This is a genomic window from Methylobacterium sp. R2-1, assembly GCF_014191355.1.
In the GTDB taxonomy this organism is placed as follows: domain Bacteria; phylum Pseudomonadota; class Alphaproteobacteria; order Rhizobiales; family Beijerinckiaceae; genus Methylobacterium.
This window is the reverse complement of sequence record NZ_JACHWM010000013.1, coordinates 25,059-39,106: the sequence shown is the minus strand read 5'-3', so window position 1 is coordinate 39,106 and position 14,048 is coordinate 25,059. Positions and strand designations below refer to the sequence as shown.

At 67.6% G+C, this 14,048-nt stretch carries 11 protein-coding genes and 2 pseudogenes; 10 read left to right on the top strand and 3 right to left on the bottom strand.

Annotation, left to right across the window (positions count from 1 at the left end):
• Positions 1–137 precede the first annotated feature (137 nt).
• The gene (locus FHU13_RS18170) at positions 138–2,435 is read right to left on the bottom strand and encodes a TonB-dependent receptor domain-containing protein (protein ID WP_183437270.1); all 2,298 of its coding nucleotides are present in this window, start codon (positions 2,433–2,435) and stop codon (positions 138–140) included.
• Between the two features lie 262 nt (positions 2,436–2,697).
• Between FHU13_RS18170 and FHU13_RS18165 the strand changes: the two are divergent.
• From FHU13_RS18165 to FHU13_RS18155, 3 genes and pseudogenes are all read left to right on the top strand, one after another.
• Positions 2,698–2,919: pseudogene (locus FHU13_RS18165) on the top strand (helix-turn-helix domain-containing protein); the annotation flags it as partial.
• Between the two features lie 66 nt (positions 2,920–2,985).
• Positions 2,986–3,153 carry a hypothetical protein gene (locus FHU13_RS18160; RefSeq protein WP_056114814.1) on the top strand — a complete coding sequence of 56 codons (168 nt, stop codon included), beginning with the start codon at positions 2,986–2,988 and terminating at the stop codon, positions 3,151–3,153.
• A pseudogene (locus tag FHU13_RS18155) lies at positions 3,105–3,296 on the top strand (integrase core domain-containing protein); the annotation flags it as partial. The gene FHU13_RS18160 and the pseudogene FHU13_RS18155, both read left to right, overlap by 49 nt.
• 811 nt (positions 3,297–4,107) lie before the next feature.
• Here FHU13_RS18155 and FHU13_RS18150 read toward each other — a convergent pair.
• Positions 4,108–4,323, bottom strand: coding sequence for a hypothetical protein (locus FHU13_RS18150; RefSeq protein WP_183437269.1), 216 nt, complete (start codon positions 4,321–4,323; stop codon positions 4,108–4,110).
• A gap of 82 nt (positions 4,324–4,405) precedes the next feature.
• Positions 4,406–4,897 carry a hypothetical protein gene (locus tag FHU13_RS18145; RefSeq protein WP_183437268.1) on the bottom strand — a complete coding sequence of 164 codons (492 nt, stop codon included), beginning with the start codon at positions 4,895–4,897 and terminating at the stop codon, positions 4,406–4,408.
• Between the two features lie 123 nt (positions 4,898–5,020).
• On the opposite strand from FHU13_RS18145, the gene FHU13_RS18140 reads away from it, so the two are divergent.
• From FHU13_RS18140 to FHU13_RS18110, 7 genes are all read left to right on the top strand, one after another.
• A complete protein-coding gene (locus tag FHU13_RS18140; RefSeq protein ID WP_183437267.1) occupies positions 5,021–5,203 on the top strand; it encodes a hypothetical protein in 183 nt (60 codons plus the stop codon).
• Positions 5,204–6,242: 1,039 nt separating this feature from the next.
• Positions 6,243–6,938 (top strand): hypothetical protein, encoded by a 696-nt coding sequence (locus FHU13_RS18135; protein WP_183437266.1) that lies wholly within the window; start codon positions 6,243–6,245, stop codon positions 6,936–6,938.
• Positions 6,939–7,143: 205 nt separating this feature from the next.
• Positions 7,144–7,995: a helix-turn-helix domain-containing protein gene (locus FHU13_RS18130; protein ID WP_183437265.1), complete on the top strand. Its 852-nt coding sequence runs from the start codon at positions 7,144–7,146 to the stop codon at positions 7,993–7,995.
• 134 nt (positions 7,996–8,129) lie between these two features.
• Entirely contained in the window at positions 8,130–11,111 is a 2,982-nt protein-coding gene (locus tag FHU13_RS18125; protein WP_183437264.1) for a xanthine dehydrogenase family protein molybdopterin-binding subunit, read from the top strand.
• Positions 11,108–11,947: an FAD binding domain-containing protein gene (locus FHU13_RS18120; protein WP_183437263.1), complete on the top strand. Its 840-nt coding sequence runs from the start codon at positions 11,108–11,110 to the stop codon at positions 11,945–11,947. The genes FHU13_RS18125 and FHU13_RS18120 overlap by 4 nt, the downstream gene beginning before the upstream one ends.
• Positions 11,935–12,498: a (2Fe-2S)-binding protein gene (locus FHU13_RS18115; protein ID WP_183437262.1), complete on the top strand. Its 564-nt coding sequence runs from the start codon at positions 11,935–11,937 to the stop codon at positions 12,496–12,498. The genes FHU13_RS18120 and FHU13_RS18115 overlap by 13 nt, the downstream gene beginning before the upstream one ends.
• Positions 12,491–14,041, top strand: a complete 1,551-nt coding sequence (locus tag FHU13_RS18110; protein ID WP_183437261.1) for an AMP-binding protein — start codon at positions 12,491–12,493, stop codon at positions 14,039–14,041. Before FHU13_RS18115 ends, FHU13_RS18110 begins: the two co-directional genes overlap by 8 nt.
• Positions 14,042–14,048: the final 7 nt, after the last annotated feature.

Below are 14,048 nucleotides of genomic sequence, written 5' to 3'. Positions count from 1 at the left end.
CACGACGCTCTCCGCCTCCCTCGTTGGACCTCACCCGAACGGCCGCCTTGCGGGATGGGTGATGCACTCTCCGACGAGATCGCGCGGCGCCGTGCACCCTGGCCTTCCGGCTGAACAAGCATGATGTCGCGAGCCGGTCAGAAGCGGTGGGTGATGCCGGCATAGACGGCGCGGCCGTCTCCCGGACGGACCTGGGGCGTCACGCGCGGTACTACACGCGGGCCTTGCTGCACGACCGGGATCGTCGGCGTTGCGGAAAACTCCGAGACATAAACCTCGTCAGTTAGGTTGCGTCCTTCCAAGAATACGCTCCACGACGCATCCGCCGAGCGCCAGCCTGCCCGAGCCCCCAGCAACGCGTAGGAGGGCACGATGAACGCCTCTCCCCCCGTTCCGTCGAAGGTCGTGCGGCGTTCGCTCAGCGCCCGCACATTCACCGACACGAACCAGCCGGCCGGATGCCGGTAGCCGCCCTCGGCAAAGAGCTGATGACGCGGGATGACGGGTAGGCGACCGCTTCCGAAAAGCGGATCCCCGTCGAAGCGGAAGTCGGTGAGATTGTAGACGAGGTTTACAAAGATGCGATCAGCCGGCAGCAGGACATCGACGAACGGTTCCGTGTTGAGACCGAGCTCGATCCCGTTGTGGACGGTATTGCGGGCGTTGAACGCGACTGTCGTCGCGCAACTCGGATCGACCTCGTCGGCACACCGCGTCAAAATCTCGTTACGCAGGCGCATGTGGTAGAACGTGACGTCGTAGGAGAAACGATCCCATCCGCCACGCGTGCCGGCCTCCGCCGTCCAGGCGCTCTGCGCTTCGAGTGGGGAAAGGCTGCGGCCCGTACGAGCCTGCACGCTCAGGAGGTCGGTCAGGTCAGCGCCTGAGGGGACTTCGTAGCTCCGCGCGATATTGGCGTAGATGAACTGGCCGGGCGTGTATTCCCAGTTTGCTCCAAACTTCGGGTTGATGGCACCGAAATCCCGATCGTACTCTTGACGCGCCGCTGTGCGCCCAGGTTGGGGGCCGCCCGGTGCTGTTGGGCCAAGGGCCGGGACTACGCCGCCACGATAGAGATCATTGAGCGTGCGCGTTGTGTAGACAGCCTGCAGGCCGAGGAAGGTCCTGACGCCCGGCAGGACCTCAATGGCAGCCTCGCCGTAGCTCTCGGCGAGCCACGAGCCAAAGCTGTTGTCGAAGATCAGCCGTCCCTTGTCGCGACCGTTGTTTCGGTGTTGGAACCGATCAAAATCAGCATCGGTGTAGTTGATCCGTGCGCCGGCCACGAACTCCGTCGGGAAATCTGCAAGCGTCGATTTGTGCTCTACGCGACCGGAGGCTCCGAAATCGCGCCACCCGTAATCAATGACGCCGGCAAAGGGGGAGGGCAGATGGTCGAGCCGCGTGTTCAGGAAGTAGGTCCCGATTTCATAGTTGGTGTCCCCATCGCGGATCGTGGTGCGATTGGCGATGCGCTGGTAATCGAGATTCAGCCGCTCATTGAAGAGATAGGAGTTGGGCGGCGCCGTGCGTCGCTGCGTGCGCAGGGTATTGAGCGGCAGCGGCTCGGCCAGATCCTGCAGGAGATGACCAGCGGCAAAGAAGGTCCGGCTCTCGATGTTCGGCGCCAGTCGCACGCCGACATTTCCGCTGAAGCGAAAATTGCGCTCGCGCGTATGATCCTGAAAGCCCTGATTGTTGAAAATATTGCCTTGTAGGTACCAGTCGACGTTTTCGTCCTGCCCGCCCGTTTCAGCCTGGGTCAGCAGGTTGCCGAAGCTGCCGCCGGAGATCGTGACAGCGTTCCACGGGGCGGTCAGCCCCGTCTTTGAGACGAAGTTGAGCGCGCCGCCCGTGGCGATGCTGCCGTATCGGAGGCTGTTGGCCCCTCGGTAGACTTCGACAAAATCGGTCGCGAGCGGATCGATTAGGGCGCTGGTCAGGCCCGCATCGGTCCGGCCGAGGGGAATCCCATCGATGTAGCCGCGAATGCCGCGACCGTTGCGTGAGCCCTCAGCAGCGATGTCGCTGCCACGAATGGAGATGAAGCCGAGTGATCCAGCACCGCGCTCCGTCACAAACACGCCCGGCGTTCTGATGAGCGTATCATTGAGATTCGTTCTCCGGCCCGGCTCGGCGTCCTTGACCGTGACCACGACCTCCGCTCCTGGGCGGCGCAAAAACCGCTCCTTCTGGCGTTCGAAGGTTGTACCGCCAAGGCCTCCGCCCGACGCGTCTCCAGTAACGCTCAAGGTTTCGAGGAGTACGTGCTGTTCCGGTCCAGTGCTGGCGGAAACACCACCACCAGCTTGAGCGACAGCTTCTTTGGGGTCGATCAGACAGACTCCTAGAAGCAGGCCCGTAAAGACGCAGAAGTCGACATTCCTGCCGAACACAACGTGAGGGTGCCGACGTTCGGCGTCTGACTCAACCATGACCCTACCGACGAGAACGCGAAAATCGCAGCTGTTACGTTATGACATTGCAGAACCTAGAACGACCACGCCTGTCAAGCTTGCTTATGCGCCGGACGCTGGTGTCAGCGTTGTAGCCAGGCTTGTCAGTCGGTGAGGTCTACCCTTCAGAGACCGGTGGCACACTCGACCTGCGCACTGGCCCGCTCGGACTGCTAGAGCTGTTCCCGGCGGTGTTGCGACGGGACGGTGGTTGGGGCGTTGACTGGTGAAGGAGCCAGCGATGCCTTTACCGTTGTCTGTCGATCTGCGCGAACGCGTCGTAGCGGCCGTGGCCGGGGGCGCTTCCTTCCATCGGGCGGCGGCGCGGTTCGGGGTGAGCGTGTCGAGCGCCAGCCGCTGGTCGCAGCGGTTTGCGCAGAAGGGTCACGTCGCGCCCAAACCGATTCACGCCGACGACAGCCTGCCGGCGATCGAGGCGCATGCGGATCTGATCCTCTCCCTCTGACCTGACCGGCTGGCTTTGGACCGGGCTGATTGAGAGGATCAGCGTGGATCAGAGGAGTTGGGAATGAAGCGAGGACAGAGGCCGAGCGCGGAGCAGGTCGTGCTGATGCTGCGCCAAATCGAGGTACAGACGGCGCAAGGCAAGAGTATCACCGTCGCGTGCAAGGAGGCGGATGTCTCCGAGCAAAGCTTCGTGACGAGTGCCTACGCCAGGAGATCTTCTACTCGCTGAGAGAAGCACAGGTCGTGATTGGCCTATGGCAGAACACCTACAACCGTGTCCGGCCGCATTCGTCGCTGGGCTACCGGCCGCCGGCGCCCGTCACCTTCCCGGATCTGGCCTTCCGGCTACCCATGGCCACGACCATGCAGTAGCCTCACAACTGGCCCGGTCCGAAATACCGGTCAGGTCACGCACCGCGCGTGGATATGGCCGTTGCCGGCGTCCTTGATCCACCGGACCTGGCCGGCGCACTTGAGGTGTGTCTCCTCACCGTCTGCAGCTGAGTTCCGCGCGATACGACCCACCATGGCAGGCCTAGAGTCATCCGGCGGGCGGTCTGTTGTGGCGGCTGTTAAGCCTGTCCACCAATCGGTCGGATCACCCTCTGCGCAGAGACGTTGTCTCAGGGCGGTGGAGGAAAGATCAAAATTGGGTTGTGACGTGTATCCTGGGGCAACTGTAAATATATCGCTCGGCTCTATCAAGTTGCAGGGCACTATCCGCGCAATCGGAGCGTCTGTGTCGATGCCGAAGCCCGGAACGATGACCGAGGCAAGCTTCAGGCAAGTCGTGGTGGACCTTGAGGGCCATGCCGCGCCGCTTGAGCTTTGGTTGTCCGACGAGGAGATCGGCCGACAGCGGCAGCAAGAGGATTCCGGCGCTCTCACTTTGCGTCCCCGGCCATCCTGGGATCGGAGAGTGGTTTCCAGTTCCGGCAGGCTGGTGCGGACGCGAGCACGCCGGTGCCCTTCTCGCCCTTCCAGTACGGACGCATGAGTTCGCACTTCCGATAGACCTTGGAGAGGTGCTTCCACACGAGGTGCTCGCAGGTGCTGCGGGTCTCGCTCTCTGGTCCGGTACCAAGCAGTGCTGCGTACCTCTTCGCATGGGTGCCTCCGCGTAGCCGACTGCGCCCGCTCGGCGTCAGGGCGCGGTCGAGATTGAGGAGGTCCCCCATCCCGGTCACTCCGCTGCGACGGTGAAGAGGGGTATGTTGGCGGCGGCGATCCGCCGACCGACCCAGGCGAGCACAGGGCGCGGGTAGGCGTTGCCGAGGGCGCAGTAGCGCAGGCCGTCGAGGCATTCCTCGGCCAGGCGGCCGGGCGCAGCGGCAGGACATCGCGCAGGAACGCCTCGATCTCGGAGACGAGCACCGGCCGCCAGCGGAGCGACACCCATGCGAGCGCGGCAACCTCGATGCCGGAGCAGACGGAGAGGTAGGACGTTGCGGGATGCTCCCATCGCTCTGTCGCTAAGGCGGTCACGCGGAGGCTCCATTAACCGTGCCGCAGAATGCAGCTGCATCATCGAAACCACAGGTGGAATTGTGTGATTGACCGCTTGTGCGGATTGACAGCTTCAACTCTGGCAGGAGGCGCGCAATGCCCAACGAGTGCAGGAGGATCACGGACTTAAGCGCTTCAAGAATTGGCAGTCTCATCCTTCCCGGCAGTTCCGATTGGAAGGAATGCTTGGTATGGGAACATGCCGAATCCCGATCTATCGTGTGGGTTGATTTTACTTCGAGGCTTCCAGCAAATTTGATACTGAGCGTTGGCAGTATTGGACTTGCAAGAGCCTGCAGCGTAGTCTGGTCGAAGCGCCATATCCACGTCCTGGAATTCATCCCGTAAGCTTTTCGGCCGAGCACGGCCCAGATGTCCTGGGACGTGCAGCCGCCGCCGGCAAGGCTATCGATATCGGCGGCGTGGCAGATACCGGCGCGGAAGATGGCGAGATCGCGCGCGTTCATTCGGCACATGACCGGCGTTGAGCTGCGCGCGCCTGATGACAGTCGTATGAAGGACAGTTCTTAAAAAGGAAGTATTATACGGACAGTCTCGGGCTCATTGTCCCGCACTACGATTATGGCATCGTGCCTGAAGAAAAATTCGATCAGGACGGCAACCAGATTGAAGATTTCAGCGGAGGAAAAAAGATCAGAATCACAGACCTAATGATGGGCCCATCTCGGCATCAGGAGCTGAACATCAAAGCTCTTGAGACAATGCGCCTAGGCCTGACCATAGAAGCATCGGAGATCCCCTACAGAGCTTGATTTCCCCATCTTCAGCCAAATGTGGCCGAGCCCGTGAAGCTCGACGGAGCCGATGAGGTCGCGGCTCGTGGCACCGGCGAGGGCACGGTTGGATGCCTTCGCTTCTCGTCGGCGCGTTTGGCTTCGTCCTCTCCCCCGCGGGGTAAAGGTCAACGAACCACGTCCGCACGCTGGCGAGGCGCACGGCGCGCGCCTCGGCGCCCCCGTTGCCGAAGGGCCATGCGCGGATGCCGCCACTTCCGAGCTGTCGAAGAGGACCTGACGGAAGACGCGGAGTGAGGCAGGCCAGCACTGCCGCGTCAGCACGGCCGGTTTGGGCGCGCGGTCCACACGCAAGGCATGGACAGCATCTTCCGCCCGCCCGAGAAACCCAGTGTCCTCGTGCGTCCACAGCACGTGGAAGCCGATCCCGAGTTCGAACGCCTCATGGAGCGCCACCGCGGCGACCGCCTCCTCGTCTCGGGTCAGGACGGCGGACGCGACCTTCCTCGGCGGAAATCTAGTGGGCTGAGTCTAACGCTTGGTGCCCACGTTGTTCGACGAGCGTACGGTGTGGCGCCAAACCCGCGGGTCGCGCAGCAAGCCTGGACCGAACAGCGCGGCAAACCACAGGGTGCCTGCCATGGCACCCATCGCGACTGCGCCCGGGACCAAGCCTGGTTCAGGAGGCGCAGGGCGCACCTCGACCGCGACGGGTAGGGAGCGGCAGCGCAAGCGGGACGTCGGCCAACAGGGCGGAGGTCATCCGAGCCCACGGCTCGATCGGCTCGGTGCGTTACCAACGAAACGACACGTTTCCATGCCGGGAGCCAATTCACGAAACTGGCTCTATCTTTGTCGTGTCTTCAGAAGACGCGGGTCGATCTTGCGACTCGAGACCTGATCCGAGTTCCGATGAGTGATCCAGAAATCGAAGAGATCGGTTTCATCGTCGAGTTGGTCGAGTTGTCCTACTTGCTCAGTTTCGCCTTGCTTGAACGGCGCTTCAAGGCCAATGACGGATGAGGCATCACCAGCCACGACATAGGTGAATCGCCGCATGTCCTCCTCTGCCACGCTGATGTTTCGCCCTCGGTGTCACCACGAGGCAGGACACGCGCTGGCACGATGGTCCTTCGGCCACAGGCAGGACTCCGTCACGATCCTGTCGGTGGACGAGTTGCTCGCCGGCGTGCGGATCGAGGATCGGGCCGGCCAACAGTTGCTCTGCGAGGGCCATGTCGATGCCTACGACATCTGTGGTTGGCCATATGACCCGATGCGTGTCGCGGGGGATGCCCGCGCCCAGGAGCGGAGCGACCGTCTGCGAGGTATCGCACGCGACATCGCTCTCATCGATTGCGTCTCGGGCATCATCGCGGAGGCACGCTTCCGGAAAGTGGCCGTGGCGACCTGCACGTTGGCCGGTGGCGATGCGGACATGCAGCACGCGTCCATGCTCCTCGATGCCTGGAACTTGCACGGGGTCGAGCGCCGGGCCGCGAGCGTTCTTGCGGCCTGGCGGGCGACCACCCTCATCCGGTCGCGGCCAGGCGAGGCGGCAATCCGAACCATTGCCGACGCGCTCCTGGAGCGAGGCAGGCTCACCGGAACCGAGACTGCTGACTTGTGCCGCCGCGCCTACGGTGGATGCGCAACCCAACTCCCGCATCGTGCCGCGGGATACCGTCGATTGACACAGTGCGCGACCCTTACCATGGCAGGCCCACGAACGATCGGCTGCAGCGGAGCATGACCGGAAGCTGCTGGTCCACTTCGGTGGTTTCGTCGCAGCACAGGTGAAGCGCTTGACGTGCCCCCTGCCGGACCTTCCGCCCTGCCGAATCTGGATGCCCGCTCCGAAGGAGAAGAGCGGCGGCACGTCGTGCTCCTCGTCCGCCGCGGCCCTTGACCGGCGCCCGCGATTGGCCGCCCCTCGGGCGGTGTGTTATTCGGGACGGATGTCCGAAGCTCTCGAGATTGCCCACGGCGATTTCGGCCGGGTGGCCCTGCTCGACATGGACCGCGGCCTCGTCCGGCACGCGCATCATCACTGCCACGTTCTGCTGAAGGTCGAGGGCGACGATACGCAGTTTCTGGTCGGCGAGCGCGTCGTCCGCCTCACCGACGAGCAGGCTGTCCTCGTCAACGCCTGGGAGACGCACGCCTACCTGCACGACCCGGCGCGCGACAAGGCGATGATCCTCGCGCTCTACATCGAGCCGGCCTGGCTCGGATCGTTCCGCAACAACTGGGCGGCCAGCGGCGCTCCAGGCTTCTTCGAGCAGCCGGTCGGCCTGATCACGGCTCAGATCCGGCGGCTCGCCCAGGATCTCGCGGCCGAGATGGTCTACACGCCGGAATCACACTACATCCGCGAGACCCTGCTGCCCGGGCTGATGATCGCCCTGATCGAGCGGTTCACCGCGTGGCGCGAGGCCAGGGCCTCCCTGCGGGCGGCGAGCCGGAGCCGGGACTGGCGCGTACAGCGGGCCATCGCCCGGATCCAGGCCGAGCCGGGGACGGAGACTGGCATCGACACGCTCGCGCGCGAGGTCGGGCTCTCGCGGGCCCATTTCTACCGCCTGTTCGAGCAGACGACCGGCGCCTCGCCGAACGTCTTCAAGAACGCCATCCGGGTCGAGCGCGCGGTCCGGACCATCGTCGGCACCGACCAGGGCCTGACGGATCTCTCGCTCGACCTCGGCTTCTCCACGCCCGCGCATTTCTCGCGCTTCTTCCGCGATCATGTCGGCGTCCCGCCGAGCGTTTTCCGCAACATCGTGCGCCGCGGCGCCCTGCCGCTCGCCTGAGCGTCTCCGCGCGCCTCGGCGCTTTATGAGACGTTTGGGTAAGTCGTGAGACGCGGCGGGATCCACCGCCGCGCGCGACGCTGTGCATCCTCGTGGAACCGGGCCGGCAAGAGCCCCGGGCGAGGAAGCGAACGTTGGGCATCGAGCACATCCCGTTCGTCGGGCAGTCGGTCGAGCGCGTCGAGGACGCGGGCCTGCTGTCGGGGCGCGGGCGCTACATCGACGATCTGGGCACGAAGCCGGGCACGCTGCACGCGGCGATCGTGCGCTCGCCCCACGCGCACGCGGACATCGTCGCGATCGACGTTGTGGCGGCGCTGGCGCTTCCCGGCGTGGCGGCCGTCGTCACCGGACGCGATCTTCTCGACATCACGGCGGGCCTCGTTCCCGCGGTGCGCGCGGCCGTGGATGCCCGCGCCATCGCGGTCGACCGGGTCCGCTACGTCGGCGAGCCGGTCGCCATCGTCCTGGGCCGCGACCGCTACGTCGCGGAGGACGGCTGCGACCTGATCGAGGTCGAGTACCGGCCGCGCCCGGCCGTGGTCGATCCGCTCGCGGCCCTGGAAGCCGGGGCACCCGTCCTGCACGAGGGCGTCGGCGCCAATCAGGTCAGCGACCGCTCCTTCCGCTACGGCGACCCCGAGGCGGCCTTCGCGCGGGCGCGGCGCACCCTCGTGGTGACGGTCCGCTACCCGCGCAACACCGGCTCCCCGATGGAGACATACGGCGTCGTCGCCGAGTACGACCCCACCGACGACAGCTACGACGTGTTGGCCAATTTCCAGGGGCCGTTCAGCATCCACGCCGTGGTCTCCCGCGCTCTGAAGGTGCCGGGCAACCGCCTGCGCCTGCGCACGCCGCCCGATTCTGGCGGCAGCTTCGGCGTGAAGCAGGGTGTCGCGCCCTACGCTGTCCTGATGGCCGCCGCGTCGCGCAAGGCCGGCCGGCCGGTGAAATGGGTGGAGGACCGGCTGGAGCACCTCGCGGCCTCGGTCTCGGCCACCAACCGCATCACCACGCTCCGAGCCGCCTTCGACGACGAGGGACGGGTCGAGGCCCTCGACTGGGATCAGGTCGAGGATTGCGGGGCGTATCTGCGCGCGCCCGAGCCCGCCACGCTCTACCGGATGCACGGCAACATGACCGGCGCCTACGCGATCCGGAACCTGCGGATGCGCAACCGCGTGGTGCTGACCAACAAGACGCCGACGGGGCTGGTGCGCGGCTTCGGCGGCCCGCAGGTCTACTATCCCCTGGAGCGGCTGATGCAGCGCATCGCCGTGACGCTCGGCCTCGACCCTCTCGCGGTGATCCGGCGCAACCTGATCCCGGGCGACGCCTTCCCCTACCGCACCGCGACCGGGGCGCTCTACGATTCCGGCAACTACCAGCACGCTCTCGACGTGGCAGCCCGCGACGGCGGGCTCGAAGACCTCGTCCGCCGCCGCGCCGAGGCCCGTGCCGCGGGCCGCCTCTACGGGATCGGCTACACCGCGGCGGTCGAGCCCAGCGTCTCGAACATGGGTTACATCACCACCGTCCTCACCGTGGCCGAGCGCGCCAACGCCGGCCCGAAGAACGGGGCGCAGGCCACCGCCACCATCACCCTCGATCCGGTCGGCGCGGTGACTGTGCAGGTCGCCTCCGTGCCGCAGGGCCAGGGCCACCGCACCGTGCTGGCGCAGGTGGTGGCGGACGTCTTCGGCATCGCCCTCGACCAGGTCCGGGTCATGGTCGACCTCGACACCGCCAAGGATGCGTGGTCGATCGCCTCAGGCAATTATTCGAGCCGCTTCGCCGCCGCGGTGGCGGGTGTCGCGCATCAGGCGGCCGTGCGGCTTCGCGAGAAGCTCGCGGCGGTGGCGGCGGCCCAGCTCAACGTGCGCGCCGACGACCTCGTCTTCGCCGGGGGTCGCGTCGGCTCGCGCACGAACCCCGACGCCTCCTTGCCCTTCGCCCGGGTCGCGGCGACCGCCCACTGGTCGCCCGGATTGCTGCCGGACATGGACGGCGCGCCGATCCGCGAGACGGCCTTCTGGACGCCGCCGCAGCTCACGGCGCCGGACGAGGCCGATGCGGTCAACTCCTCGCTCTGCCACGGCTTCATCTTCGATTTCTGCGGGGTCGAGATCGACCGGATCACCGGCAAGCTGCGCATCGACCGCTACGTCACCATGCACGATTGCGGGCGCATCCTGCATCCCGGCATGGTCGAGGGGCAGGTGCGCGGCGGCTTCGCTCAGGCGCTCGGCGCGGCGGTCTACGAGGAACTTGCCTACGGCGAGGACGGCGCCTTCCTGTCCGGCACGCTCGCCGACTACCTCCTCCCGACCGCGACCGAGATGCCGGAGCTCACGGTCCTCCACGTCGAGAGCCCGTCCCCGTTCACGCCGCTCGGCGCCAAGGGCGTCGGCGAGGGCAACTGCATGTCGACGCCGGTCTGCCTCGCCAACGCGGTTGCCGACGCGCTCGGGCTCGACGCGATCGACCTGCCGCTGACCCCGGCCAAGCTCGCCGCACTCGCCGCCGGCCGCGACGAGCCGGCACCGCCCGCCGGGCTCGCCGGGAAGGGCTCGCCCTCCCGCGTCTCGAAGCCCGGCGACCGCACGATGCGCGGCGAGGGCTCGGCGAGCGTCGCGGCACCGCCCGAGACCGTCTGGGCGATGCTGCTCGATCCCGAGGTGCTGGCCTCCGTGATCCCGGGCGCGCACGGGGTGCGCAAGCGCTCGGACACGCATTTCACCGCCGAGGTCACCCTCGGCGTCGGGCCGGTGAAGGGCCGCTACAAGGCCGACATCCGCCTATCCGACCTCGACGCGCCGCGCGCGGCGACGCTCGCCGGCACGGTGACCGGCGCGCTCGGAAACGGCGGCGGATCCGGCCGCATCACCCTGACCCCTGAAGGAGGCGGGACGCGGATCGGCTACGCGTACGAGGCCGCGGTCGGCGGCAAGGTCGCGGCGGTGGGCGGCCGCCTGCTCGACGGCGCCGCCCGCGTGATCATCGGCGGCTTCTTCGCGGCGCTGGCGCGCAGAGCCGGGCAATCTGCGGGCGGGCGCGCGAATGCCCCGGGCCTGCTGCGCCGCCTCCTCGCCCGCCTGGGGATCTCGCCATGAAGCCCGCCCCCTTCGGCTACCTGCGCGCGACGAGCCTCGACGAGGCGCTCGACGCGCTCGGGCAACATGGCGACGAGGCCCGCATCGTGGCGGGCGGCCAGTCCCTCTTGCCCATGCTGAACATGCGGCTGACGAAGCCCGCGATCCTCGTCGACGTGATGCGGATCGAGGCCCTGCGCGAGCCGAGGCCGGAGCGCGGCGCCCTCGTGATCCCGGCGGGCGTGCGCCAGGCCATCCTGCTCGACCGGCCGGGGCTTGCGGACGACCTGCCGCTCCTCGCCGCAGCACTGCCCTGGGTCGGCCATGTCCAGACCCGGGCGCGGGGCACGCTCTGCGGCTCGGTCGCCCATGCCGACCCGAGCGCGGAGATCCCGCTCTGCCTCGTGGCGCTGGAGGGCGAGGTGCGGCTGCGCTCGCGCAAGCGGCGCCGCAGCCTGCGCGCCGAGGACTTCTTCACCGGCATGATGGTGACGGAGCGCGGCGACGACGAGCTGATCGAGGCCATCGCCTACCCGACTCGGGTCGCGGATACCGGCTACGCCTTCGCCGAGGTGGGGCGCCGCCAAGGCGACTTCGCCATCGTGGCCTGCGCAGCCGTGGTCGATGCCCGGCGCATGCGGCTCGCGGTCGGCGGCGTCGCCGACCGGCCGACGGCGCGGGACTTTCCTCTTCTTGACGGCTCCGCCCTCGACGACGCCCTCAACGCCTTCGCCTGGGACCTCGGCGCGGGCGAGGATCTCCATGCCACCGCCCGCTACCGCCGCGACCTCGTGCGCCAGCTCGGCCGCCACGTGCTGAGCCAAGCGCGACAGGACAGTATCCGATGCCGCAGCTAGACGTCGGCGCGCGCCATCGCGTGCGCTTCACCCTGAACGGCGCGCCCGCCGACGTCGAGGTCGAGGCGCGCACGCTCCTGACCGACGCCCTGCGCCACGGGCTCGGGCTTACCGGCACGCATGTCGGCTGCGAGCACGGCGTCTGCGGCGCTTGCACGGTCGCGATCGACGGCGTGCCGGCCCGCGCCTGCCTGACGCTGGCGGTCGGCGTCGAGGGCTGCGACCTGCGCACCGTCGAAGGTCTGTCGCCCGAGCCCGGCCGCCTCGGCGTGCTGCAGGCGGCCTTCCGCCGCCGCCACGCCCTGCAATGCGGCTTCTGCACCGCCGGGATCCTGATGTCGCTGGACGCCTACCTGCGCCTGCGGCCGCGTGCGAGCCGCACGGAACTCACCGAGGTCATCGGTGGCCATCTCTGCCGCTGCACCGGCTACGCCCCGATCGTCGCGGCGGCGCTCGAGGCCGCCGCCATCCTGCGCGGCGAGGACCCGTCCGAACCCACGGCCCAAGGGGTGATCGAAGGGGCGATCGAAGGGGAGAAGGCCCATGCTTGACCTCGGCACCAGCTTCCTCGCGAGCGTCTCGCGCGATCCGCACGCACTCGCCATCGTGGACGGCGAGACACGACTGACCTACGCGGCCTGGTACGAGCGGGTCTCCGACACCGTGGCCGGGCTCGATCGTCTTGGTTTGAACCCAGGCGACCACCTCGTCACCGTGCTGCAGAACCGGCTGGAGGCGGCGACGCTGCACTGGGCCTGCCAGTTCGCCGGCGTCGTGCTGACGCCGATCAACTGGCGCGCGAAGCCCGACGAGATCGATTTCGCGATCGAGAATTCCGACGCCCGGGCGCTCGCCTACGAGGAGGTCTCCGCCGCCGCGGTGCGGGCCAGCACCGCCGCCCGGGCGCTGCCGCGCATCGCGGTCGGCCACGCCACGGCGTCCGGAGCGATGGCCTTCGCGGATCTCGCGCAGCCCGGAGCGGTGCCGGCCAAGCCTCGCGTCGGCGCGGACGCCACCTCGCTGATGCTCTACACCTCGGGCACCACAGCCAAGCCCAAGGGTGTGCCCCGCCGCCATCGCGCCGAGCGCGCCGCCGCAATCGCCCATGTGGCGCAGAACCTCTACGCGCGCGGCGAGCGAACGCTGGGCGTCATGCCGCTCTACCACACGATGGGCGTGCGCTCGCTCATCGCCATGTCGCTGATCGGTGGCGCCTTCGTGTGCCTGCCGCGCTTCGACGTCTCAGGGGCGCTCCGCCTGATCGCCGCCGAGCGCGTGACGAACCTCTACCTCGTGCCGACCCTCTACCACGACCTCGTGCACCACCCGGATTTTGCGCGGACGGACACCGCCTCGGTGCGCAAGCTCGGATTCGCCGGCGCGCCGATGACCGACGGCCTGCTCGCCAAGCTGACCGAGGCGTTCCGGCCCGACCTCTTCGTCAACCATTACGGCTCGTCGGAGGTCTACACCTTCACGATCAATCAGGACGCCGCCACGAAGCCCGGCTCCGCCGGCCGGGCGGGCCTCAACACCATGGTGCGCGTGGTGCCGCTCAGCGCCTCGGACCCGGAAGCTGTCGCCGCCCCAGGCGAGGAGGGCGAGATCGCCGTGATCGCCAGCGGCGACGAGGTCTTCGAGGGCTACTGGAGTCGCCCAGAGGCGGACGCGAAGGCTTTTCGAGGCGGCTGGTACTTCACCGGCGACACGGGCTTCGCGGATCCGGACGGCGACATCTTCGTCACGGGTCGCGTCGACGACATGATCATCACCGGCGGCGAGAATGTCTCCCCGGTCGAGATCGAGAGCTGCCTCTCGCTCCACCCGGCCGTCTCGGAGGTGGCGGTGGTGGGCCTGCCCGACGAGCGCTGGGGCAAGCTCGTCACCGCCTTCGTCAAGCGCCGCGACGCCACCGGCGGACCCGCCCTCGACGCCCATTGCCGCGCGGCCGGCCTGCCGAGCCACAAGCTGCCCCGCTCCTACGTTTTCGTCACCGAGATCCCGAAATCGCCGGTCGGCAAGCTCCTGCGCCGCCAACTCGTGGCGGGCGAGTACCAGCCCGAAGCGGCGGGCGAGCCGCCGGCCGCCGCCTGACCCAGCT